The organism is Variovorax sp. LG9.2, from assembly GCF_035018885.1.
GTDB lineage: Bacteria > Pseudomonadota > Gammaproteobacteria > Burkholderiales > Burkholderiaceae_C > Variovorax.
Window position 1 is genome coordinate 46,531 of the sequence record NZ_JASJXB010000025.1, and the last position, 23,957, is coordinate 70,487.

19 protein-coding genes and 1 tRNA gene are annotated in these 23,957 nt (G+C 57.1%); 7 read left to right on the forward strand and 13 right to left on the reverse strand.

Annotated elements, in window-relative coordinates:
• Positions 1–12 precede the first annotated feature (12 nt).
• The 6 genes from QN413_RS20680 to QN413_RS20705 are packed head-to-tail and all read right to left on the reverse strand — an operon-like array spanning position 13 to position 7,628.
• Positions 13–909, reverse strand: a complete 897-nt coding sequence (locus QN413_RS20680) for a glycosyltransferase family 2 protein (RefSeq protein WP_323498454.1) — start codon at positions 907–909, stop codon at positions 13–15.
• Positions 906–2,111 (reverse strand): glycosyltransferase family 1 protein, encoded by a 1,206-nt coding sequence (locus tag QN413_RS20685; protein ID WP_323498455.1) that lies wholly within the window; start codon positions 2,109–2,111, stop codon positions 906–908. The genes QN413_RS20680 and QN413_RS20685 overlap by 4 nt, the downstream gene beginning before the upstream one ends.
• 37 nt (positions 2,112–2,148) lie before the next feature.
• Positions 2,149–3,663 carry an oligosaccharide flippase family protein gene (locus QN413_RS20690; RefSeq protein WP_323498456.1) on the reverse strand — a complete coding sequence of 505 codons (1,515 nt, stop codon included), beginning with the start codon at positions 3,661–3,663 and terminating at the stop codon, positions 2,149–2,151.
• Complete coding sequence (locus QN413_RS20695) at positions 3,653–5,083, reverse strand: hypothetical protein (protein WP_323498457.1); 1,431 nt, start codon at positions 5,081–5,083, stop codon at positions 3,653–3,655. Before QN413_RS20695 ends, QN413_RS20690 begins: the two co-directional genes overlap by 11 nt.
• 12 nt (positions 5,084–5,095) lie before the next feature.
• Positions 5,096–6,205 carry a glycosyltransferase gene (locus tag QN413_RS20700; RefSeq protein ID WP_323498458.1) on the reverse strand — a complete coding sequence of 370 codons (1,110 nt, stop codon included), beginning with the start codon at positions 6,203–6,205 and terminating at the stop codon, positions 5,096–5,098.
• 1 nt (position 6,206) lies between these two features.
• Positions 6,207–7,628 (reverse strand): undecaprenyl-phosphate glucose phosphotransferase, encoded by a 1,422-nt coding sequence (locus tag QN413_RS20705; protein WP_323498459.1) that lies wholly within the window; start codon positions 7,626–7,628, stop codon positions 6,207–6,209.
• A gap of 813 nt (positions 7,629–8,441) precedes the next feature.
• On the opposite strand from QN413_RS20705, the gene QN413_RS20710 reads away from it, so the two are divergent.
• The 3 genes from QN413_RS20710 to QN413_RS20720 are packed head-to-tail and all read left to right on the forward strand — an operon-like array spanning position 8,442 to position 12,865.
• Positions 8,442–10,724, forward strand: coding sequence for a polysaccharide biosynthesis tyrosine autokinase (locus QN413_RS20710; protein ID WP_323498460.1), 2,283 nt, complete (start codon positions 8,442–8,444; stop codon positions 10,722–10,724).
• Positions 10,725–10,736: 12 nt separating this feature from the next.
• Positions 10,737–11,957: a glycosyltransferase gene (locus QN413_RS20715; protein ID WP_323498461.1), complete on the forward strand. Its 1,221-nt coding sequence runs from the start codon at positions 10,737–10,739 to the stop codon at positions 11,955–11,957.
• Positions 11,958–11,968: 11 nt separating this feature from the next.
• Positions 11,969–12,865 (forward strand): glycosyltransferase family 2 protein, encoded by an 897-nt coding sequence (locus QN413_RS20720; RefSeq protein WP_323498462.1) that lies wholly within the window; start codon positions 11,969–11,971, stop codon positions 12,863–12,865.
• Positions 12,866–12,878: 13 nt separating this feature from the next.
• On the opposite strand, the gene QN413_RS20725 is transcribed toward QN413_RS20720, so the two are convergent.
• The 7 genes from QN413_RS20725 to QN413_RS20755 all read right to left on the reverse strand — a co-directional run bounded on the left by QN413_RS20725 (position 12,879) and on the right by QN413_RS20755 (position 21,809).
• On the reverse strand, positions 12,879–14,045 hold the full coding sequence (locus QN413_RS20725) for a glycosyltransferase (RefSeq protein WP_323498463.1): 1,167 nt from the start codon (positions 14,043–14,045) through the stop codon (positions 12,879–12,881).
• A 441-nt stretch (positions 14,046–14,486) separates the two neighbouring features.
• Complete coding sequence (locus QN413_RS20730; RefSeq protein ID WP_323498465.1) at positions 14,487–15,008, reverse strand: glycosyltransferase family A protein; 522 nt, start codon at positions 15,006–15,008, stop codon at positions 14,487–14,489.
• A gap of 73 nt (positions 15,009–15,081) precedes the next feature.
• Positions 15,082–16,260, reverse strand: coding sequence for a glycosyltransferase family 1 protein (locus QN413_RS20735; protein ID WP_323498466.1), 1,179 nt, complete (start codon positions 16,258–16,260; stop codon positions 15,082–15,084).
• Positions 16,261–16,272: 12 nt separating this feature from the next.
• Positions 16,273–17,778 carry an oligosaccharide flippase family protein gene (locus QN413_RS20740; protein WP_323498467.1) on the reverse strand — a complete coding sequence of 502 codons (1,506 nt, stop codon included), beginning with the start codon at positions 17,776–17,778 and terminating at the stop codon, positions 16,273–16,275.
• A gap of 10 nt (positions 17,779–17,788) precedes the next feature.
• A complete protein-coding gene (locus tag QN413_RS20745; protein ID WP_323498469.1) occupies positions 17,789–19,273 on the reverse strand; it encodes a hypothetical protein in 1,485 nt (494 codons plus the stop codon).
• Between the two features lie 12 nt (positions 19,274–19,285).
• Positions 19,286–20,386, reverse strand: a complete 1,101-nt coding sequence (locus QN413_RS20750) for a glycosyltransferase (protein WP_323498470.1) — start codon at positions 20,384–20,386, stop codon at positions 19,286–19,288.
• Between the two features lies 1 nt (position 20,387).
• Entirely contained in the window at positions 20,388–21,809 is a 1,422-nt protein-coding gene (locus QN413_RS20755; protein WP_323498471.1) for an undecaprenyl-phosphate glucose phosphotransferase, read from the reverse strand.
• A 193-nt stretch (positions 21,810–22,002) separates the two neighbouring features.
• On the opposite strand from QN413_RS20755, the gene QN413_RS20760 reads away from it, so the two are divergent.
• The 4 genes from QN413_RS20760 to QN413_RS20775 form a co-directional block, all read left to right on the forward strand.
• Positions 22,003–23,079: a hypothetical protein gene (locus QN413_RS20760; RefSeq protein ID WP_323498472.1), complete on the forward strand. Its 1,077-nt coding sequence runs from the start codon at positions 22,003–22,005 to the stop codon at positions 23,077–23,079.
• A 67-nt stretch (positions 23,080–23,146) separates the two neighbouring features.
• Positions 23,147–23,220: transfer RNA gene (locus QN413_RS20765), tRNA-Gly, on the forward strand.
• Positions 23,221–23,329: 109 nt separating this feature from the next.
• Positions 23,330–23,569 (forward strand): hypothetical protein, encoded by a 240-nt coding sequence (locus tag QN413_RS20770; protein ID WP_323498473.1) that lies wholly within the window; start codon positions 23,330–23,332, stop codon positions 23,567–23,569.
• A gap of 8 nt (positions 23,570–23,577) precedes the next feature.
• The coding region (locus QN413_RS20775) for a DUF6538 domain-containing protein (RefSeq protein WP_323498474.1) at positions 23,578–23,957 on the forward strand (380 nt) is incomplete at its 3' end.

The window sequence follows — 23,957 nt, forward strand, 5'->3', positions numbered from 1 at the left end:
ATATGCACACGTCTACCGCGAGACGTTCAAGGCCCTCTCTGGACTCATCTTTCCGCCGATCAAGTCTTTGATCGCCCGCATGTTTCCTAGCAAGCGGCCACGCCGATCGACCCAAGGCTCCGGAGAAAAACTGCGCAGGCCGTTGGCGAGCATGTTTTTTCCGACCTGCTTCAAAGCCAGCGGCCAACGCATGGTCCCCTTGCGTGCCAGATAGACAGGGTTGGCAACTTGCGAATAGCCGAGGCGAGCCCCCGGGCTACGACCCGTTCGTTTGGTACCGAGGTGAACGCCGCGCAAGCGCGCAACCTTGACGATGTCCCCATGCAATGCGAGCTGCCGCGAGAAGTCCACGTCTTCGAGCCATGCGTAGAGCGGAAGACGTTCGTCGAAGCGGATTCCATGATCACGCACCGTCTTCATGCGAACGGCGAGATTGCATCCGTAGCCGTTGTATGTCGACGTTATCGACCGTGCCTCGCTGTTCGGTCCGGCTTCTTTTAAGAGACGCAGTCCTTCTTCGTGAACAATGCCGGGACCAAGCGCACCGTCGCGCAGTAATTTTCCGGTGGTTACGACGACTTCAGGGTTGGCTGCGAACATGCTCTCGACCTCCGCGACATAGTCGTGAGACGGCAGGAAGTCGTCGTCGAAGAAGATCACTACGTCAGCTTCGGTCGCGTCGAGCAGCACATTGCGCTGCGGCGACGAGCCGACCGGTCCGCGAAAAACGCGCGCCGGTCCCGGGTAGCCCTGCAAACATACCGGATCGAAGTCCTGATCTGTAGCCGGGCAAATCATCAATTCGTTCGCCATCCGGGACTGACCAGCAAGCAAACCGATGGTTTCAGCAACCACCTCTCGGCGCCCCGCGGTGGCGATCGCGATCGCAATATTGAGCGACTGCGTCACAGCGCACGCCCCGACAACGACGGCGGTGAAAGCGGCCGAGGATCGGTACGTTGCGCAGGTGCCAACAAGTCGGCATCGGCCAACGGCTGTCCGATCACGATTTGGAGCAATCGACGCGCAGCCTTGTCCCATGTGAACTTTGCGGCCTGAGCTCGCCCACGGCGCTTCATGTCTGCGCGCAGGACCTCGTCATCACGGAGACGAACAATCTGCGCGGCCCATTGATCGGCGTCGTGCGCATCGGCCCACAACGACGCATCACCGCAGACTTCGGGTAACGCACCGCAGGGCGCAACGACGGTCGGGCAGCCGAGCGCCATCGCCTCCAACGGCGGTAGCCCGAATCCCTCTGTGGTGGAAGGAAAAGCCAGTGCAGTAGCGCGTTGAAGCAATCCAACCAATTCTTCGTCACTGACGAACCCCAGGAACTCGACGTTGAGCGGCACGACGTGACCTCGACTCGCGAAGTCCTCGCGTTTTCCCGGACCGAAGAGCGCAAGGGTCATGTCGCTCAACGCGGGTGACTGAAACGCTTTCAGCAACACTCCGATATTTTTGTGCAGCTGAATGTTCGCAAGGGCGAGCACGTAGCGCTTGCCTGCAAGGCCAACCGCATCGACCTTGGCCAAATCCGCGACAAGCCGAAGCACGTGGTCGCAGCCGTTGTAGATCACATGAATGCGCGCTGCATCGGCCACGCCAAATTCGTCCAGCTGTTTTCGCGAGAAATCGGAGACGGTCAGCAATGCCCTGTTGCGTTTTCCCAGCCGTGGCAGCATCAACCGGTACCAGGTTCTGAAAAGGCGGGAGTACGAGGCAGGCGAGGTGTAGACCTGCGCATCGTGAACCATGGTGAATGCTTGGCCATGCATCACAGGCCCCATGTTGCAAAGACTGATGAGCGTGTCGCCATTGGCACGTCGGGGCAGCACCAGTTGTTCCCATAGCGCGCCGTAAAGCCGACGCATCAGAGGCCTCATCTCGCTGGCTCCGTGGTCGACTTCCACCCCGATGCGAGAAAGCTTTAGGTCGGTGCCTCGGCCACCTGGCACGATCACGCGACACGGCACCGCATTGGCCAACGCCGGGTTACGGGCGAATAGGTTGTCCAGCGCGACCAACAATTCACGCGCCACGCGATAGACGCCGGACCGACTCGTCGAGCGCTGCAGAAACTTGCCGTTGATCACAAGGCTGGGCATGTCCGCTCGCTTGCTTCCATTGCCAGAAGGGGGGGTGTCATTGAGGTTGCGTACCATGGGACTCCATTGCGTTGGTCGACTGTTTGAACCGGTTGCGAAGGGTGTCGACCAGGTGCCGTTCCAGGCCCGCTGGCCGACCGGCAAGCCGCCACACCCCCAGGACCGACAGCGCATAGACCAGCAGGTACAGCGCTCCGACGAGCACTGCGGATATCGCCATTTCGGTCAGGCTCGCAGCGCCCATCACCCTGGGTCTCGCAAGCCAAAGAACCGCACCTGCCGGCAGCATCGACACAATGGGCCTCCACAACGCAAACACCTGCTGTGCAAGGCCTGTTCCGATCAGGCGCCGCACGATGAACAGCGCAGTGAGCGTGCCGGTTGCGGTAGCGATCGCGCTGCCGGCAATCGCACCGGGAATACCGAAATGCACGGCGCCTGCCCAGACCAACGGCAACCGAGCCAGCAGTTCGACCAGGGTGCGTACAGCGACCCAGCGCGTACGGTTTAACGTCATTGCAAGCGAGCCCATCAGCACGGCGGGCAATCCAAGCAAGGCGACTGCACTGAGCCAGCGAACCCACTCCGCAGCCAGCACCCAAGCGGGGCCCAGCGCCACGCGGACCAACACGTCCGGCCAAAACAGCGGCACGCCCATCACAGGAATCAGCACCAGCGCAATGGCGTGCGACAACTGAAGGTAACGCGAGGCCTGGCTACCGCCGGCAGATGCCAGCGCCGCCATCGCAGGGCGAGCCAAAGGTGCGACCAGTGCCTGAATCGGAATCTCCGACATTTGTTTGCCCATGGCGTACTGCCCAAACACCGTGTCGGTAGTCAGGCGCGGGAGCATCAACCGGTCGATTTGCCAGTTGAGTGCCGCGCTCAACTGGGACAAGAAGTTCCAGCCGATCAGGCTGGAGAAATGTGTCCAATGAACGAGCGTCAGTCGCAGTCGCAATGGGGCGATGTAGTAAGACAAGAGCGTCGATACCAACGGGCCACACACGGTCGCAGCTGCAATAGCCCAGTAACTGCGAGTGATGACAGCGATAGCAACCGATACGGTAAATGCGACAGCCTTGCCAGACAGCTCCATTGCAGAGTCCGGTCTAAAGTTGAACGCACGCGCATATTCGACCATTCGCGGGCTGACGAGCCCACGTAGCGCCGGCGCCAGCGCGAGCACTGCGAGCAAGCTCGTCAGCCGGGGCTCATCGTTGAACGCAGCCAGCGGCCAGGCCAGCGCCAGCAAAAGCAGTGCAATGACGATCCCGCGCAAAAGGCTGAGCGTGAAGGCCGTGTGCAACATGGCGGGCGTCAACTCAGGCAGGCGAATCAACGCTGCGGCCATCGGCAACTCGAACAAGGCTTCGACGATGAACACTACTGCCATCGCGGTGGCCACAAGGCCGAACTCAGCCGGCCCCAGAAAACGAGCCAGGCAGAGCAACATGGCCAAGTCGATCAGCTTGGCAATGAGCCGCGTGCCGACAGTCCAGGCCCCGGCGCCGACCGCCTTGCTCGCAATGTTCGGCGGTTTAGTTGACACGTGCCTCCCTATGGACGGCCGGGCGAAACACCCGTTGCAGCTCTGTGCCAGCCACTGCCGCAGCCATCCCATAGAGAAACGCGTTGTACAAGCCGAAGTCCGGCGTCGTTCCGATCGTCAGACTGGTGAAGAAGGGAGGCAGATAAGACCACCGGACAGCCGACAAGATGGCCTGCCCTTTTGCGTCGCCTTGTCGCGCTCGCCGCATCAATACGGTTTGCGCCACGAACAGAAAGTAAAACGCCGCACCCAGTACACCGGTATTGCTTGCAAGGGCTACGGCGAAGTTGGATGCGCGGGTGCCGCCCAGGCCGACGCCCAGGCCATACGTTGCAAACAAGGAGTTCAAGGAAACTCGCGTCCACATGCCGCGCTCTTCGAATGAGCTGCTGTTGGACTTCTGCAGCACCATTGCATCGAACATCTCGACCATGGGGTTGAACACCTTGGGAACGACCAGGACAGCCAGGACCAGTACGCCTGCCGCAGCGGCTCCTAACCAGAACTCGCTCGAGACACCGCGGCGCAGGTAAGGATTGCGCCCTGCGGCAATCACGCGCCAACACCATTCCGCCGCCGCTGCGGCACCAAACAGTCCCAGCCCCAAATATGCAGCGGACGAAGTCGAAAGCCAGGTCAACAGCAGCAGCAAGGCCATCAGGACAGGCACCCCGCGATCCCGCAGCAGGCCTGCCGGCATCGCGCGCCGAAAGAAATACAAAGACACCAGAAAACTCAGCGACAACGTGCCGAAAGCCGAAGCCTCCGGCATCAATCCGACCACGCGTTTGCCACCGAGCACTTCATCTTCGATCAGCAACGCGTAGCTGGCGGTGCGAAAGACTTCGAGCAACGACTCCAGCCCCGTCGACTGAGATAAGTAGTCTAGGAACCCGGTGGAAACCGCCATTGCTGCGCCAAAGCAAAGCGCGACCAACGCATGCCGCCGCATGGTCTCGGCACGCAACAGGCTGGCAAAGGCGAAAACGCTCAGCACCGATATGCTGACGTACACGAACTGCGAGAGGTTTTGGACGGTCGGCACGAGTAACACCGAATCGGCCAGATCACCAAAGCGAACAGGCACCACCTGAACCACGCCCGCGAAAAGCCGTGGCATGAACGCGGTGGCGAAACCGGCCACCGCCCAGAAAAGAAACAAGAGAAACAAGCCAGACGGCTTGAGTGCGGACTGGAACGCCGTCGCCAGGCCGCGCATGCTGCCCAGCTCCCGCGCTATCAACACCATGGCGACGAGTGGCGTCGGTGTTAGCGTGAGGCCGCCCGTCACCTCCGTGGGAATGGCCGCGAACGAGCCGAACGACATCGAAGCGAACAGCAAGTACAGCAGAACCTGTTTTCCCTGAAACAGGGTCCACACGACGATGACCCAGAAGACGACGATAGGGATGGCTTCCATGCGCTTGCCTGCTCAGCCCGCTGGGCACTGTTGAATGGCGAGCAACGAATCGATACGTTCTGCCAACTTCGCCTTGAACACAGCCGTGTCGAAGGTGCCCGCGTGCGCATGCAGCACGTCGGAACGGAAGGACGCTGCAGCGGCCTCGAACCGCCCTATCGCATCGACCATGGCCCCTGTCGTTTGTTCATGGAAGAACAAGCCGGTGCGCCCATCGACAACCGTTTCGAGCGCCCCGCCTTTGGCATAGGCAATGACCGGCCTGCCGCTCGCCATGACTTCGAGTGGAACGATGCCAAAGTCTTCGACCCCTGGGAACAAAAGTGCCTTGCAGAGCGAAAAGTGACGTGTCATGGTGGCGTCATCGACCGCACCCAAAAACTCCACCGTGGGGCCCGCCAGTTGCCTGAGTGCCGGGCTCGCACCGGAACCGATCACGACAAGGCGCCTGCCCAAAAGTGTACAGGCTTCGACTGCGATTTCGATCTTCTTGTACGGCGTGATCTGGCCGGCACAGAGGTAGTAGTCGCCTGGCTCTTCGGATGGAGCGAGCGGCGCAAAGCGTGCGAGGTTCACTGGCGGATGCACCACATGCGCAGTGCGTCTGTAGTAGCGCTCGATGCGCTTGGCCACATAGGCCGAATTGGCGATGAAGTGATCGACGCGGTGCGAGGTACTCACGTCCCATTGGCGCAGCGAAGGCGCCGCCAGCGACATCAACAAGCGCGTGATAGGGCCGGCGGCCGCGCGGTATTGCGGGTACAAGTCCCAGATGTAGCGCATCGGCGAGTGGCAAAAACAGATGTGGGTCGCATCCGGTCCGGGGATGATTCCCTTTGCCGGCCCCGACTCGCTGGAGATGATCAGGTCGTAGCCAGTGAGATCGAAGGACTCCAGCGCATACGGCATGAGTGGCAGCATCTTTTGGTAGTGCCGTACCCCGCCGATCTTCTGCAAGAACGACGTGGTGATGCGATGACGCTTGAGCTTTTCCGAGATGGCAGACGCATCGCACACCAGCGTGAAGATGTCCGCATCGGGGTAGAGGTCGCACAACACTTCGAGGACCTTCTCCCCTCCGCGCATTCCGACCAGCCAGTAATGGACCAACGCAACCTTCACGTCAGTACGCATTCTTGTTGATGAAGCCTTTGAACACCGTCAAGACGATGATCTTCAAATCGAACGTCAGTGACCAGTTCTCGATGTAGGCGATGTCGCACTCGATACGCTTGGCAAGGTCAGTGGAGCCCCTCCAGCCATTGACTTGCGCCCAACCGGTGATGCCCGCCTTGACCATGTGCTTCTTCATGTACGCGGGAATTTCGTTCTTGAACTGCTCGACGAACACAGGTCGCTCCGGCCGTGGTCCGACGATGGACATGTCACCCATCAAGACATTGAGAAACTGAGGTAGCTCGTCGAGACTCGTTTTGCGCAGGAATGCACCGACCTGTGTCGAACGCGTTTCACCGGCCTTGGCCCATACGGCGCCGGTCTTCTGCTCTGCATCTACGGGCATCGAACGGAACTTGAGCATGTGGAACTTCTTGTTGTTCCAGCTGACCCGCTCCTGCCGATAGAAAACCGGGCCAGGGGAACTCAGCTTGACGGCGACGGCTATGGCAAGCATCAAGGGGGAAATCAGCACAACGATCAGTGCCGACAACACCAGGTCTTCCACCTTCTTGACCACGCGCGCCGCACCGTGCAAAGGGGTCTGCTGCAGCGTGATTACAGGCAGACCGGCGATCTCTTCGACCGAGTGATTCAGCAGGTGCAGCCCGAACAGGTCAGGCACGAGCTTGATGTCTGCAGTCGAGTGCCGCAGCTGGCTGAGTGCATAGGAGATCTTTGCTTGATCGCCTATGGGCAATGCCAGCCAGACCAATTCGACGCCGCGCGACTCGACGTAGGCGCCCAGATTGTCAAGGCGGCCCAACATGGGTGCGCCAGTCAACTCGCTCCTGTCTGAGTGGGTGGCAAACCAGCCGCGGACCTCGATGCCGCACGAGTCATCGCGCTGAATTGCATCGACCAGGCGCTGCGCCTCAGGATTTGCGCCGACCACGACGGCAACACGCGCGTCTTTGCGCTGACCGCTTGTCCAGCGCACTGCCGTATTCACCGACACGCGCAAGAGCAGTGCACCACCGACGCTGAGCGCAAACCACGAGGCCCACCACAACCGTGATGTGTCTTGCCCGTCTCTCGTGGCCAGCGCATACACGGCCATCAAGCAGAACATCAGCGGCCACAGCGTGCCGAGCTTGAACAGCTCCGCGGCGATGGTGCGGCCCCGCCAGCTACGGTACAGCGAACTGCCGTTGAAGACGATGATCGCGAACAACACACCGCGTGTCACCGCGTGCACGTAATCGGTGCCCATTTCGGAGTGGCCAAACCGCAAAGCAAATGCCAGTAGTCCGCTTCCTACAAATACGGCCAGATCTCCAATTCTCAGGGCCAAGCCCAACAAAGGATTAAATTTTCCTAACGCCAAAAGGCGCGTTTCCTGTAAGCCAATAGCAAACGTCGACAACATCAGACTCTCCCAGAGACCAATTAAAAGGGGGTGCCGTACCCAAAAGTATTAGGGCTGTCTCTGGCTTCTTATTTATTCACCGAGTGCAATTTCAATGCCAACCGAATCATTATCAAATGCGAACTTAAGTTGTGGCCGTCAACCTAATTCGGTTTAGCAGAGCGCATTCTGCACCGTGATATTTTTTGCAGTTGTGTCAATTTGATTGGGGATTAGCAATCTCGCCCGTTTTGGCATGTGATGCCCGTCAGAATATTCAAATAGTATGAATACTTTCATTTGCACGTCACTCAAAGACAATTACCACTTTGGTATTGCAATGCAGAGTGATTGGCAAAGGGCAATCGCCCCTTCGCACCCGGGTGATCGATGTCGCCGGCGTGGGTGTCGCTCGCGTGCCCCACGCGGACGCCAAGGTCCTTGGGATTTGCCACCGCCCTGCCGGCAGCGAGAAAGGCGGGGGTAGACGCGCGACCAGCGCACAGGTGGTTTTCGTCCGACGCGAGCCAAGGAATTCGCAAAACTATCGACTAGTGGACGTTGGGTAAACGAAACACTTTGGTTTACATTCAGCACAAAATGTAAACTTAAGTGGTTATCGAGCATAGATCTTGCGCCGCTGTGGCGCCGTTTCTCCGGAATCACTACGCTATGACTCTCAAAACCTTCATGGGGCGCACCCTTAGATCCTCCGCTGCCCTAGGCCACTGACATGGCACCGATCCTGGTGACCACCAGTCCTGGCTGCGCAAGGCCCGTACCGGCAAGCTTTCTGCCGGCAATTACCTTTCGTTTGAGCCTTCCCAATCCAGCATGAGCCGCCCTCCTATCAGTTCCACGCCAGATGCTCGCCAGCGCGCTCTCGCCGCCTCCGGCGAAACCATGGTGATGGTTGACGCGGATGACGCGCCGCGCCTTTCGGCTTACAGCGACATCCTGCTCGACCACAAATGGCTTATCAGCGGAGTCGTTACATTCGCTCTGCTCGTGGGCCTGGTCTATGTGACGCTGGCCACGCCGATCTACCGCGCCAACCTCCTCATCCAGATTGAAGACTCTGCGCCGGACAGCAAAAGCTTCTTGAACGAGACCACCGGGCTGTTCGAGGTCAAGACGCCGCTCACCGGCGAACTCCAGGTTCTTGGTTCTCGCATGGTGCTCAATGCGGCAGCCGATCAGGCAGACCTGCAAGTCAGCGCCCAACCCCGCTATCTGCCCATAGTGGGCGCATGGCTCGCGCGCCACGATGTGGGTCTTTCGATGCCCATTCTTGGCGGCTATGTGACCGGAGCCGAGCGCATCGATGTGACTCGCTTCAATGTGCCTCCCTCGCTGGAAGACACCGGCCCTTTTATCGTCACCACACAAGGCGGAGGCCGCTACACAGTGCGCCATGAAATGCTCGAAGCCCCTCTCAACGGGGTGCTCGGGCAGCCCCTGCGCTACACCTTGTCCGACGGTGTTCTCGACATTCAACTGAGCCAGCTGGCAGGCAGACCCGGTGCAAAGTTCACCGTCTTCGTGTCGTCACGCGATCGCGCCATCGAGCAGTTGCAGGGGCGTTTGCAGCTGGCGGAGCAGGGTCGGCAGTCGAATGTGATCGGCGTGACTCTCGAAGATAGCAACCGTCTGCGTCTGGCACGTGTGCTCGATGCGATTGGCGAGCAATACGTGCGACAGAACATGGCGCGCAAGTCCGCCGAAGCCGAAAAAACCCTCGCCTTCCTCGATTCGCAACTTCCAACGTTTGAAAATCAGCTCAAGACCTCAGAAGACGCGTTCGCGCGCTTTCGAAATCAAAACGGAACTATCGCGTTCGATGAAGAAGCAAAAGTCTGGCTTAAAAAGACAGCGGATTTGCAAAGCAGTCTTTTAGACCTGCAACAAAAGCGCCGTGAAGCGGAGCCAACGTTTTCAGACCAGAGCAGCAAGGTTCAAACGTTAGACAAACAGATCGGTGCAGTACAAAGCGAACTAGGTTCCATCAACACGCGCATTGCAGGAATGCCGAATATTCAACGCGACGCATTGCGCCTAGAACGCGAAGTGCGCGTTAATAGTGCACTCTATCAATCTATGCAAAACAATGCATTGCAAATGCGGTTGTTAAAAGAGGGAAAAATTGGCAATGTGCGGCTACTCGATAAAGCCGCAGTATCAAAAGTGCCGGTCAAACCGCAGAAGCTTCTGGTATTGGCTTTCGCATTGATGTTGGGGATTTTGGTAGGACCTGCTATTGCTCTGATCCGTACGCGTTCAAGGCCCGGCGTTCATAATCCAAAAGAAATCGAACTTCACACCGGCTTGGAAGTGTATGCCGTCGTTCCCCATAGCCCCGAGCAAACTCTTTTGGACCAAGGCGGCAATAAAGCCACGGCAAATAATTTGCTGACGGACATTTACCCTCACAGCTACCCAGTCGAAACATTGAGGGGGCTACGCGTTGGCCTCAAAATTGCCATGGCCGAAGCTTCGAATAATCGAATTCTCGTTACCGGCGCAACACCGGGAATAGGCAAGAGCTTTATTGCCAGTAATTTTGCGCTTCTGCTAGCACAGAGTGGCAAGCGAGTGCTGTTGATCAACGCCGATCTTCGCAAACGTGAGCCGCGTGGAATATTTGGTCTTAAACAAGAAGGTGGTTTGTCAGAATTGCTGGCAGGGAAGCTCGGAATGCAAGCATCAATTCACGCACAGGTTCGCCCCAACCTCGACGTATTGACTACCGGCCAGCTGCCCCGCATGCCCGCCGACATGCTGGAGTCGAAGGCCTTCACTCTTGCATTGGATATGCTCTCATCACGCTATGATCATTTAGTCATAGACACTGCTCCAGTGTTGGTAGCAGCTGACGCGGCCGCTATTGCGCCTGCTTGCGGTATAGTGCTACTCGTGGCTCGAGCCGATAAAACTAAATTGGGGGAGTTAAATGAAAGCATGCGTCGACTGACCCAAGCCGGCGCGCCGATCAATGGTGTGTTGTTCAATGGAATGAACTTCAGCCGAAGGTATAACGGAGACTGCGGCTATAGCCACCGGATCTATCAACATGCTGCGCACCAGTATGCCGTCCAAGCTAATCCGAGAATTCTTTAGAGGCTCGCGAATATGAGTACGACGGCTACTAAGGGCTACGGTCACATTGGACGGATAAATGCACCAGGAACCGAGCGAGATTTAACTGCCATTAAGACGTTTAACCGTCCGTCGGCCTATGTCCATCTTGACTACGGACGCGGTCCGGACACATGGGCGAAGGCGTACCAAAAAGGCATTGTGTTTGAGGAACAACCGTATGGGTATCACTGGGCTCAGACTTGGGTCAATCTCAATTATTCTGCCGATGCTCCAGAGCCAAAGGTGGTGTCCTTGCTTCGTCGCAGCCTCAAGTTTTTGTTTGGCTTCGATCTGATACACGCATTTCGCAATCGCAGATGTGCCGACTCGGCCGACGTCATATGGACCCACACCGAGGGTGAGTATCTTGCAGATGCCTTGCTGATGAAGTTACACCTGATGAAGCGGATTCCGCTCGTTGGACAGAGTGTTTGGCTATGGGACAAATGGTCGAAATGGAGCCCATTGCGCAAACGCTTCCATCATTGGCTGCTCGAAGAGGTGACGGTAGCGACAACTCACAGCGCATTGAACTCGAAACTTGGTACCGAAGTGCTGGGGCGCTCAGTCATTAAAGTCCCCTTTGGTATCGAGCCTACATTCGAGGTACCAGTTTCGCAACCTCGGGCTGACGGCAGGTTGCGAGTGGTTGCACCGGGGAACGACCGGCATAGAGACTGGGACACACTAAAGAAAGTCGCCCGCGACAATTCGGACATAGAGATCGTCGTGCTCTCTAAGCGTCGACGGGCAAGTCGGTTGGTATCCGCTGACGTTCCAAACTTCGTCGTGCGCAGCGCTGTCGGCATCAAGGATCTCATAGCCGCCTACGATGCCGCAGATGTCGTTGCGGTTCCGCTCCTTGGCAACCTGCACGCTTCCGGGATTACCGTGGCAATGGAAGGCATCAACGCTGGCCGTCCTGTGGTGCTAACCCGTACTGGCGGTATTGAAGATTACCTTGGGGGCACGGCTAATTATGTAGAGCCGGGCGATGCGATCGGCTTGGCGACTGCCATTCGGGCGGCTGCACTGATCGGCCGAGACCGCGACCTTCAAATTGCAAGGCGATCCCATCTGACAAATGCAGGCCTCATGATCAAAGATTTTGGCTCGCGCCATGTGTTGCTCACGCGGCTCGCTTTAGGCATCAGCACTCCTGAAGAAGATATAGCAATCTCTTGTTTCGCACCTGTCGTTCTCGAACATTGACGTTATCACGAATGAAAGCCAATGCCAGCGAGCATATTGTTGTCGGCATCGCTACTGCCGGCCGGCGAGATGTACTCGACAAAATGCTCTGGCAATTGACTCTCCAACGAAAACTTCCTGACTGCGTAATTATTTGCCCAGCCGCAGATTACGATTTCGATGAATCGATCATCTCGAAGTTGCCCTATCCAATCGAAGTCGTGCGCGGCGCGCGGGGACTTTGTGCTCAGCGAAACCTGATACTTAAGAAAATCTCCGACGATGGTCTGGTTGTCTTTTTTGACGATGACTTTTATCCAGCAGTAGATTTTCTAGAAAAGACAATCAGTTGTTTTTTGGCCTCGCCAGATTTTGTCGCAATGACAGGGATAGTCATCGTGGATGGGGCCTTGGGCCCTGGTATAGAGCACGATGAAGCGCTGAGAATTTTGAGTTCAGACAGTGAATGCACTGATCTCACGCCAAATACCATTTACAACGTCTATGGTTGCAATATGGCATTTCGCGCATCGACTATTCGAGATTCCAGAGCAGCGTTCGACGAGAACCTACCACTCTATTCATGGCTGGAAGACGTTGATTTTTCAAGATCAATGTCTGCCAAGGGTGCCATAGGACAGAGTCGATCGCTTCGAGGTGTGCACTTGGCCACCAAACGCGGCCGAACCTCTGGAGTGCGCTTTGGCTACTCGCAGATTGCCAATCCCATATATATGGCAAAAAAGGGAACGTTCGCCTGGTCACGTGCTTTCTCTCAAATGGGTCGCAATGTGACTGCCAATCTGGCGCGTTGCGTGAACCCGGAACCCTGGGTCGATCGTCGAGGTCGGCTTAAAGGAAACCTAACCGCTTTCAGCGATTTGTTTAGAGGCCGACTCCATCCGCGGAGAATCTTGGACATTAGCTGAAGAGCACCAAGCTCTATGCTAAAACTCTCTTAACCTCGTCGAGAATCGTGCGGAGACCGTCGCGCTGCCGTTCATTCCAGAACTTGGAGCATTTAAAGGCTTGGTCGCCCTTTGTAGCTCTGGAGTTCTCATCTAGACACATTTTGATGACGGCCGCTGCAAATGCCGCCGCGTCGTCATCGTCGATGACCTCCACGCATTGAACCATGTCGTCTGGTAATCCTTCTACTCCGCGGACGGTACTAATTACCGGTAAACCCAGTGCCATAGCGTCGATCAACTTAATCTTCAGCCCTGTGCCAGCCCGAATAGGATTTATCAAGATTGGCCCTTTTTCGAACAGGTCAACAAGCTTGTCCACCTTGCCTAAAGGGATCACACCTTCTTTACCCTGAAGGATGTCGCATATAGACCCACCGACATACAACTTGAAGTCTGGAACTTCTTTCAAGATCGCTGGCAGAACGTCATCGACAAAATAGAGTATCGAAATTATGTTTGCTTCGAATAACGATCCGACAAATGAAGCAGCGCAATTTTGTCTAAGGACGGCCCGCTCGGAGGAAGTAGTGATGTGGCCAATTGTTGCCACCTTGTCCACGTTCGCACGCGGAAGTATCGACCTAAAGTAATCGGCTTCTTTATCTTGAATGGCGATAATTTTGTCTGCACGATTCAAGCCTTTCGATTCTGCTTCAGCAGTCAATTCATTAAAAAACGCATCTTGCGTATCGATAATTTTGTAAATGGACGAGTTCAGCGAGTCCAATATTGCAGAAAAATGAACATAGACGATTACTACTGCGTGAGGTTGCCAAATTTTAAAAAGATCGTTGATGGAGCTTGTAATTTCTCGCTCAAACAAATAATCCGGGCTACTTCGTAACGCGGCTTTTCTTTTTATTTTTTTATACAGTTTGTAGTGAATCGAGTAGAAAGCCTTTTTTGCGAAATCTCTAATTCGAGCCAGCGGTGTAAATTCGAGTGTTACGAATCTGTGTACCCCTAACAGCTCAACATGCTTTTCTTCATCGAATACAGCAAGCTGCCGAGATGGGATAAGTATGAAAAACACCTCGCAGCCCATTGCATGGAGCGCTTGCACAAGAGTAAGGACTCTCGCCCGATTCCCGCCGGTGGTGGGGAACATCGGAATTTTGGAGACGATCGCAATGCGCATGTTATTTGCCGTGCGTTCCACAAGAGCGGCGAGTGATTGGCACAGTAGTCTAGGCGGTGAGCGCTACGCACTCACGGCTTTTTCCGGACAAATTCCCCCTCCGACCAAATCGCGGAGCGCTCGGATGTTTCCAAGCAAACGTCCGCGCCTATCGACCCATGGCTCAGGAGAAAAGCTCCTGAAAGCATTGGCCAGCAGATTTCTCGCAATCTGCTTCAGCGCGCGCGGCCAGTGCATGGTGCCCTTACGCGCGAGATACAAAGGGTTCGCTACCTGGGAATAGCCCAGACGTCGTCCGGGACTGCGGCCCGATCGCTTGGTACCAAGATGAACTCCCCGAAGGCGCGCCGCTTGAACGATTTCCCCGTATGACGCGAGCTGCCTTGAGAAATCCACGTCCTCGAGCCATGCGTAGAGCGGCAGCCGTTCATCGAAGCGAATTTAATTGTCGCGCACGGCCTGCATTCGAACGGCCATGTTGCATCCGTATGCGTTGTATGCCGACACCAAGGTTGTCGTCTCGCTGTTTGGCTCGGATTCTTTGAGAATGGTCAAGCCATCTGCATGCCCAAGGCCAGGACCGATGATTCCATCCGCCAGAACTTTGCCTGTCGTCACCACGACAGTCGGATGCTCGGTGAACAACAGTCCAATCTCGTCAACGTAGTCGTTCGCAGGCAAAAAGTCATCGTCGAAGAAAATCACAATGTCGGCTGCCGTGGCGTCGAGCAGCACGTTTCGCTGAGCAGAAGATCCCACCGGCCCGCGCAAGACGCGAACCTTTCCAGGGTAATCCCGCAGGCAGGCCATATCGAGATCTTCGTCCCGCGCAGGACAAATTAGCAGCTCGTCAGCGATGCGCGATTGTTTGGCCAGGAGGTCGATCGTTTCCGCGATCACTTCCCTCCGTCCTGCAGTGGCAATAGCAATGGCAATTTTTAAGGGGACTGTCTCTGAGTTCATGAAAAAGAAAAGATGCTGCGTTGCAGGCGCATGTTTTGTAAGTAGGGAACAGGACATATCGACATCGACTGGATCAGCGCGCAATCGGCCAGGGTTTACCCAGCACTATTTTGAGCAGCCGATGTGCCGCCTTTTCCCATGTGAACTGAGCAGCGTGTGCTCGTCCACGTCGCTGCATCTCGGCGCGCAGCAGGCTGTCGTTGCACAGGCGGACAATCTGCTGCTCCCATTGCACCGGGTCCAGCGAGTCGGCCCACAGTGCAGCATCGCCGCACACTTCGGGTAGTGCGCCGCAGGGCGAAAGGATTGCCGGACACCCCAGCGCCATCGCCTCCAGCGGTGGCAGACCGAAGCCTTCCGTCGTGGAGGGAAAGGCCAACGCCTTGGCCTGCTCCAGCAGCCCGACCAATTGCTCGTCGCTGACAAATCCGAGAAATTTGACGTTGGGAGAAACGATGTGACCTTGACTCTCAAAGTCCTCACGTGTCGCAGAACCAAACAGGGCGAGAGTGACGTCACGCAACGCTGGTGATCCAAAAGCCTTCAGGAGAACCTGAATATTTTTATGAGGCTGGACGTTGGCGAGCGCTACGACATAGCGGCTTCCAGCCAAGCCGAAGGCCGCCACTTTCGTCGAATCAGGAACAAGCCGAAGCACATGGTCGCAGCCGTTGTGTATCACCCGAATACGTGCCGAGGTGGCGACCCTGAAATGGTCCAGTTGCTCCCGCGAAAACTGCGACACAGTGAGTAATGCCGTATTGCGTTTCCCCAACCAGGGCAACACGAGTCGATACCAAGTGCGAAAAGCAAAGGAGTACGACTCGGGCGATAGGTATACCTGTGCATCATGAACCATGGTGAACGCATCTTTGTGAAGCACCGGCCCCGTGTTGCAAAAGTTGATCAAGGTGTCGCCTTTGATGCGCCGGGGCAAAACGAGTTGCTCCCAAAACGCCCCATTCAGCTTGCGCATAAAGGACCCCATTTCGCTGGACCCATCGTTCAATTCAACTCGAATATGCGAAAGCGGAAGGTCACCGTACTGCCCCGCGGGCATGATCACACGGCACGACACAGCGGCCGCAAGCACGGGATTGTCCGCAAGTGCTTTGTCCAGGGCCCGCAGGAGTTCGCGAGCTACACGGTTGACTCCTGATCGACTGGTTTTCGGCTGCAGGAACTTGCCGTTGATGGCAAGTCTTGTTACGGCGGCGCCCTTGGCGCCTGTGTCACTGAGGCTTCTTGACATCGATTCAGGACTTCATTTTGTTTTGACTTGTCCGAGCACAGACCCAGTCGCATCTTGACTCGGCCTCTGCATGATCTTGCTGCGGATAAGCTCGAGCAAGTGTTGTTCGAGTCCTGCCGGCCGCCCTGCCCATTGCCATGCAAGCATTGCACACATTCCGTAGACAACCAGATAAACGATGCCGATCGGTACGGCAACTACCAACAGCTGTGGCAGGCTTGAAGCGCCCAGCGTGACAGGCTTTGTCAGCCACAGCAGGCTGCCAGCCAACAATACCGCCAACAGCGGCCGTAAGAGCGTCACCAGTTGAGCGATCACCCCCGCACCGCTCAGACGCCGCACCATGAATAGCGCCGTAAAGGTACCGATGGCAGTCGCGATTGCACTGCCGGCGATAGCGCCCGGAATCCCGAATCGTAAAGCGCCCATCCAGACGAGAGGCAGTCTGACCAGCAATTCAATGAGCGTCCGTGCAGCCAACCAGCGCGTGCGGTCCAGCGTCATCGCGAGCGGCCCCAACAGAATGGCGGGTAGCCCCAGCACCGACGATGCGCTGATCCAGCGCATCCACTCCGCGGCCGGCAACCAGCTCTCTCCCAATGTGACGCGAACAAGCACTTCTGGCCACACCAGCATCAGCCCCAGTACCGGTGCAATGACGAATGCGATCCCATGAGACAACTGCAGGTAGCGCGAACCTCGACTTTCGGCGGCCGATGCCAATGCCGCCATACTGGGACGAGCCAATGGCTGAACGAGCGCCTGAATCGGGAGCTCCGATATCTGCTTGCCCATGGCGTATTGGCCAAACGCCGCGGTCGTAATCAGTCTTGGAAGAAGGAGCCGATCGATCTGCCAGTTCAGAGCCGAGCCCAACTGGGCTATGAAATTCCAGCCGATCAGGCTCGAAAAATCCTTCCAGTGCGTCAGCGTAAAACGCGGTCGCAGCGGTGCTATGAAATACGAGATAAACGTTGTAACCAGCGGTCCGCACACGGTCGCAGCAGCAATCGCCCAATAGCTCCGCGTATTGAAAGCGATGGCGACCGCGATGATGAAAGCCGCGGCCTTGCCCACCAGCTCCAGCATCGCATCGGGGCGAAAGTTGAAGGCGCGCGCGTATTCCACCATTCGCGGGCTGACCAACCCGCGCAACGCCGGGGCCAGCGCGAGTACTGCCAGCAAAGCTGTCAGTCGAGGCTCTTCGTTGAACACTGCCAGCGGCCAGGAAATAACAAGCAGCAGAGCGGCAATAACCAGCCCGCGAAGCAGGCTCAGTGTGAAAGCGGTGTGCAACATGTCTGCAACCAGAACAGGCGCACGAATCAACGCGGCTGCCATCGGCAGCTCGAACAAGGCTTCTATGACAACGACCGCAGCCATCGCCACCGCAACCAAACCGAATTCAGCCGGCCCCAAGAACCGAGCGAGGCACAGCAGCATCGCCAGATCGATCAACTTCGTGGCCAGACGCGTACCCACCGTCCAGACGCCCGCCCCGACGGCACGGCTCGCCATGCTCGGTTGCTCAGTCAATGCGGGCACTCCGTCCGCTGCGCATTTGCGACGCCCTGAAACGCGGGGTGTTCAACAGCCGATGAACCTCGGTGGGCCAGACGGCGCGTTGAAGGCCCTTATGGGCAATTGCTACCGCAAACCCGTACAGGAACGCGTTGGACAAACCGAAGTCCGACGTAGTGCCGATAGTCAGGCTGACAAAAAACATGGGTAGATACGACCAGCGGGCGGCCGATAAGAGAGCGCTCCCCTCGGCGTCACTACGCCCTGCCCGCCGCACAAAAAAGCACTGCAAAACAAAAAGGAAATAGAGCGCTGCGCCGGCTAATCCGACATTGCTGACAAGCGCCACTGCAAAATTCGAGGCGCGGCTGCCGCCCAGACCGACTCCCAAACCGTGAGTTGCCAACAGCGCGTTCCAGGACATCTGGGTCCACATTCCCCGCTCTTCGAACGAACTGGTATTCGTCTTTTGCAGCACCGTCACGTTGACCATTTCTAGCAGTGGAGTCAGCACGTCGGGGACAACGATAACGACCAGAAGAATGGCCCATACGGCCACGGCACCTAACCAAAACTCGCCCATGAGACCATGGCGAAGATAGTGATTGCGTTCTGACGCGAAGAATCGCCAACACCACTCCGCAGCCGCCGCCGCGCCGAAAAGGCCCAGACCAAGATACGCTGCCGATGAGGTCGACATCCACACGAGCAGGAGCAGCAAGCCCATCAAAGCCGGAACCACGCGATCACGAAGATGCCCGGACCGCATCGCCCGCCGAAAAAAGTAGAGCGATGTCAGAAAATTCAAAGAGAGACTGCCGAAAGACGATGCCTCAGGCATCAAGCCGACGACGCGCTTGACATCCTGAACTTCTGCCTCGGTGATGAGTGCGTAGCTGGCCGTGCGAAAGACTTCCATGAACGACTGAAGAGGCAAGTATTGCGACGCAAAATCAAGAAATCCCGTAAAGACCGTGAAGGCCGCACCCAGGCACAAAGCACTCAGGGCGTGCCGGCGCATGCCCTCGCCGCGCAAGACACTTGCGAAGGCAAAAACGGCCAATACCGAGATGCTGATATACACCAACTGAGAGAGGTTTTGAACAGTGGGCGCGAGCATTGCCGTGTCCGAGGCCAATGCGCCCGCGCGCACTGGCACCACTTCGACCTGACCGGCAAAAAAGCGCGGCATGAAAAGGGTGACGATAGTGGCCACTAGCCAAAAAAGAAACAGCAGCAGCAAGCCGGATGACTTCAAGGCAGCGTCTAGCGCTTTCGTCAAGCCGCGTGCATTGCCAAGTTCACGCGCTATGAGCAGCATGGCGACAATAGGTGTCGGCGTCAGGGTCAGCCCCGCGGTCAACTCGGTTGGGATTGCAGCAAAAGAACCGAACGGCATGGATGCAAAGAACAGGTAAATCAACACCTGCTTCTTCTGGAATAAGGCCCACAGCGCAACGCTCCAGAATATGCCGACCGGGATTAGCTCCATGTGGCCGCCCTGTCAGGTTGCAAGCCGTGGGGGCGTGGCAATCAACGAGCCGATAAGCTCGGCCATCCGTGCCCGGAATACGACCGTATCAAAAGTGGCTGCATGCGAGTGAGCCACCTCGGAGCGAAATGAGCTTGCAACAGCTTCGAAACGCCCTATCGCGTCGACCATGGCTTCTATGGTTTGTTCGGCGAAGAACAAGCCCGTGCTGCCTTCGACGACTGTCTCCAGTGCGCCGCCTTTTGCATAGGCTATAACGGGCCGCCCACTCGCCATCACTTCCAAAGGAACGATCCCGAAGTCTTCGACCCCAGGGAAAAGAAGCGCCTTGCAATGAGCGAAGTGATGCGTCATGGTGGCGTCGTCGACAGCGCCCAAAAACTCGACAGTAGGGCCAGCAAGCTGCCGGAGCGCTGGGCCTGCACCCGAGCCGATAACGACGAGCCGCCTACCCATGCGGGTGCACGCCTCCACGGCGATCTCAACCTTCTTGTAAGGCGTAATCTGACCTGCACACAGGTAATAGTCTCCCGGCGCATCCACCGGCGCAAAGCGTGCGAGGTTGACGGGCGGGTTCACGACATGGGAAGTGCGTCGGTAATACTTCTCGATCCTCCGCGCCACATAGGCGGAATTAGCAATGAAATGGTCGACGCGATGCGACGTGCTTACGTCCCACTGGCGAAGCGACGGCGCAGTCAGCGACATCAAGGCACGAGTCAAAGATCCCGCCGCGGAACGGTACTGCGGATACAAGTCCCAGATGTAGCGCATCGGCGAATGGCAGTAGCAAATATGAGTGGAGTCCGGGCCGGGAATGATGCCCTTGGCCGGACCTGACTCGCTGGAGATGATCAAGTCGTAGCCAGTGAGGTCGAAAGACTCTAGGGCATAAGGCATCAACGGCAGCATCTTTTGGTAATGCCGCACGCCGCCTAGTTTTTGCAAGAACGATGTCGTGATGCGATGACGCTTGAGCTTCTCGGAGATGGCCGCCGGGTCGCACACCAGCGTGAAGATATCTGCCTCGGGATACAGATCGCACAGCACTTCTACAACTTTTTCACCACCGCGCATGCCGACCAGCCAGTAGTGAACGAGTGCGACTTTCACTTCAGTAGGCATTCTTGTTGATGAAGCCTTTGAACAGCGTCAAGACGATGATCTTCAAGTCGAAGGCCAGCGACCAGTTCTCGATGTATTCGATGTCGCACTCGATGCGCTTGGTCAAATCTGTGGAACCCCGCCAGCCATTGACCTGTGCCCAGCCAGTGATCCCTGCCTTGACCATGTGCTTTTTCATGTACGAAGGGATCTCGTTCTTAAACTGCTCGACGAACACAGGTCGCTCCGGACGCGGTCCGACGATGGACATATCACCCAACAACACATTGAGGAACTGAGGCAATTCATCGAGGCTCGTCTTGCGCAGGAATGCTCCGACTCGTGTCGACCGTGATTCGCCGGCTCTGGCCCAAACCGCACCGGTCTTTTGCTCTGCATCGGTCGGCATCGACCGAAACTTAAGCATGTCAAACGTCTTGTTGTTCCAGCTCACGCGCTGCTGTCGATAGAACACAGGCCCAGGCGAACTGAGCTTGACTGCAATAGCAATCGCGATCATCAGCGGAGAGATCATGAAGAGAATCAAAGTCGACAAGACGAAGTCCTCGAACGCCTTGATTAAACGTGCCCTGCCCAGCAACGGCGTTTGTTGCAGTGTGATCACCGGCAAGCCGGCGATTTCCTCGACCGAGTGGTTCAACAGATGCAAACCGAAAAGATCGGGCACCAGCTTGATGTCTGCTGTTGAATGTTTTAGCTGGTCGAGAGCGAAGGCGATCTTCGCTTGATCGCGCATGGGCAAAGCCAGCCAGACCAAGTCGACGTTGCGTGAGGCAACATACTCGCCAAGTTGGTCTAGCCGCCCGAGCATAGGTGCTCCAGTCAATTCCCCGCGGTCGGCATGCGTAGCAAACCAGCCACGGACTTCGATTCCGCACGAATCGTCTCGCCGAATGGCATCGACCAAGCCCTGTGCCTCGGGGTTTGCGCCGACCACGACAGAAATACGCGTATCTATCTTCTGAGCGCTGACCCAGCGTACGGCTGCCCCAACAGCCATTCTCAAAAGCAATGCCCCCGTGACGCTCAGGCCAAACCAACCACCCCACCATAAGCGTGATGTGTCGTGACCGTCTCTCATCGCAAGCGCGTATACCGCCATTAAGCAGAACATGAGCGGCCAAAGCGTCATTACTTTCAGGATCTCCGCGGCCGTCGAGCGGCCACGCCAGCGCCGGTACAGCGAACTGCCGTTGAGGACGATGACGGCGAAGAGCACGCCACGGCTGATGGTGTGCATGTAGTCGGCGCCCATCTCGACGCTGCCGAATCGAACTGCGAAGGCCAACATTCCACTGGCTACAAAGATGCCAAAGTCGCCCGCTCGCAGGATCAAGCCCAACAACGGGTTGACCCTTCCAAGAGCAATCAGCGGGCTTTCGCGGAAGCCGGTTGCGGAACTAGACAGCATCAAATCTCCCGGAAACCAATAGTTAACCAATTTTTAACCACTGAAACTAAAAGTAACTCGACCATAGTTTATGGCATTAGATAGAACTAAAGTGCGACTTTTTCGGCCCGCTGTGAACTTGTGGCTAGGGTAAACCACATTGCGACGTGACATTGTTTGCAATTGTGGCGATGCGATGTGACAAACGACAAAGATGTTCACCTCGACCGCCTTATTTACGGGATCATTTCCGCCTATGGAAACCGCTGTCTGCACGCTCTTCGAAGGCCACTACCACTACGGCGTTGCCGGGCTGGTGAATTCGCTTTCGGCTGCGGGCTACCAAGGGACGGTCTGGGTCGGGCATCGGGGCCCACTGCCGTCGTGGATCGTCGATGCAGACGGGTTTGATGCCGTGACCAAATGCCTGCAGGTCACGCCAACGATCCAGCTACAAACCGTCGAGCTCAATCCGCCGGTAAGCCTGACCTTCTACAAGCCGACTTTCATGCTCGACGTCCTGGAACGGCTCGCACCCGATGTGGGTGCGGTGAGCTACATGGACCCGGACATGGTCGTCAAATGCGACTGGACAGAAATCGAGCAATGGGTCACGCCGGATGGGGTCGCCCTGGTCGAGGACCTGAACTGGTCGATGCCTTCGCATCACCCGAAACGAGCGAGGTGGCAGGCGTTCTTCGCTGGTTATGGAGAGAAGCCTGTGCGGCCGCTGGAGAGTTACTACAACGCAGGCTTCGTCGGGGTCGCGCGGGCGCAGATCGACGTGCTGCGCGCGTGGCAGCGGATCTGCGGGATCGTTGCTGCGTACAGCGGCGGATCGCTGCAACAGCGCCGGGTCGGCGAGGCCGATCACCTCTTTCACTCGGCGGATGAAGATGCGCTGAACTTCACGTTGTCGCTTTCCACCACCCGGCTAGAAACCTTCGGGCCGGAGGCAATGGATCTCGCACCAGGCGGAAAGCACTTGTCACACGCCGTCGGGTCGTTCAAGCCATGGCAAGGGCACCACGTGCGACGAGCGCTTCAAGGCAAACCACCCAACGTAGCCGGCGAATGGTTCTATCGCTTCGCAGCAGGCCCGCTGCTGCCCTTCTCTCGTTTGAAGCTGGCAAAGCGCAGGGTGGCGATGCGGGTGGCGTTGGCTTTAGGAGCGCTCTATACGGTTGCGCTGGCGGTTAACAACGTACTTCTTGCTCGTAAGCGGCGTCCTGCCGCCAGATCCAGGCGGCAGGTCAGAGGATTTCCGGCCTTTGAAATGACTTCTTATTGAGAAGCACGTTATGGGGAAGCCGGCCGAGTTGCGCGCCAGGTCGCCCGTTTAGAATTCGCCTCGAACCGCGGGCGTAGCTCAATGGCAGAGCTGTTGCTTCCCAAGCAACTGACGAGAGTTCGATTCTCTTCGCCCGCTCCATGATTTTTTATGCAATCTAGCTGGAGGCCGCGCCAGATAAGGCTTTCGCGGTTTTCATGTGGTTCACCGGACTGTGTCACAGGCTTCTATAAACTGAACCTGGACCAGCATGAACAACACCGGCTTCCCCTTAGACCTCCTGGCTGACCAAAGCCATCGAAGGCTTGCCCTTGAGCGCATCGCTCAGGCCGACAGCTACTTGAACGACGTAGACCTACCCGAATACCTGGAGGTCGCTGGGGCGCTGTCGCGCATGGTGCTGGACTTCGCTGACCTCAGGCCCTGCGATGCCGTCAGCGAGGCCCGTGAGGTGCTGCGCCGGCTGGTCCGTGGCTCCCTGCTGTCCTGAGGTTACCCATGGCAGCTAGGAAAATCACCGGGATGCACAAGCGTGAGGGCACCAGCAACTGGGCTCTGCGCGTGATGATCCCCACCACCCTGCGTCAGGGCTTCTATGAAGGCCGTTCGTTCGTCCGGGTCAGCTTGAACACCCCCGACGAGACAATGGCCCGCACGGCGGCGCTGGGTATCCACCAGACCTACGCCGAGACGTTCGCCCGTCAACAGGCACAGCTTCAGCCGATGGTGCAGGCGGTCATCTCCCCAGCACTGGCCGATCTGTTGGCAGCGCGTGCCCGTGCCCGCATCCTTGCACTGGATGACTGTCGGCGCCGATCTCAACTTGACCCACCCTGCCGATCTCAACTTAACCCGGGAATGGGTGCCGGCGTTGTAGC

Bases quoted from the DNA above. Each gene is read 5' to 3' on its own strand.
- QN413_RS20685 (WP_323498455.1), bottom strand. From the start codon at position 2,111: ATGCCCAGCCTTGTGATCAACGGCAAGTTTCTGCAGCGCTCGACGAGT.
- QN413_RS20695 (WP_323498457.1), bottom strand. From the start codon at position 5,083: ATGGAAGCCATCCCTATCGTCGTCTTCTGGGTCATCGTCGTGTGGACC.
- QN413_RS20705 (WP_323498459.1), bottom strand. From the start codon at position 7,628: ATGTTGTCGACGTTTGCTATTGGCTTACAGGAAACGCGCCTTTTGGCG.
- QN413_RS20710 (WP_323498460.1), top strand. From the start codon at position 8,442: ATGAGCCGCCCTCCTATCAGTTCCACGCCAGATGCTCGCCAGCGCGCT.
- QN413_RS20715 (WP_323498461.1), top strand. From the start codon at position 10,737: ATGAGTACGACGGCTACTAAGGGCTACGGTCACATTGGACGGATAAAT.
- QN413_RS20720 (WP_323498462.1), top strand. From the start codon at position 11,969: ATGAAAGCCAATGCCAGCGAGCATATTGTTGTCGGCATCGCTACTGCC.
- QN413_RS20725 (WP_323498463.1), bottom strand. From the start codon at position 14,045: ATGCGCATTGCGATCGTCTCCAAAATTCCGATGTTCCCCACCACCGGC.
- QN413_RS20730 (WP_323498465.1), bottom strand. From the start codon at position 15,008: ATGAACTCAGAGACAGTCCCCTTAAAAATTGCCATTGCTATTGCCACT.
- QN413_RS20735 (WP_323498466.1), bottom strand. From the start codon at position 16,260: ATGTCAAGAAGCCTCAGTGACACAGGCGCCAAGGGCGCCGCCGTAACA.
- QN413_RS20740 (WP_323498467.1), bottom strand. From the start codon at position 17,778: ATGGCGAGCCGTGCCGTCGGGGCGGGCGTCTGGACGGTGGGTACGCGT.
- QN413_RS20745 (WP_323498469.1), bottom strand. From the start codon at position 19,273: ATGGAGCTAATCCCGGTCGGCATATTCTGGAGCGTTGCGCTGTGGGCC.
- QN413_RS20755 (WP_323498471.1), bottom strand. From the start codon at position 21,809: ATGCTGTCTAGTTCCGCAACCGGCTTCCGCGAAAGCCCGCTGATTGCT.
- QN413_RS20760 (WP_323498472.1), top strand. From the start codon at position 22,003: ATGTTCACCTCGACCGCCTTATTTACGGGATCATTTCCGCCTATGGAA.
- QN413_RS20770 (WP_323498473.1), top strand. From the start codon at position 23,330: ATGAACAACACCGGCTTCCCCTTAGACCTCCTGGCTGACCAAAGCCAT.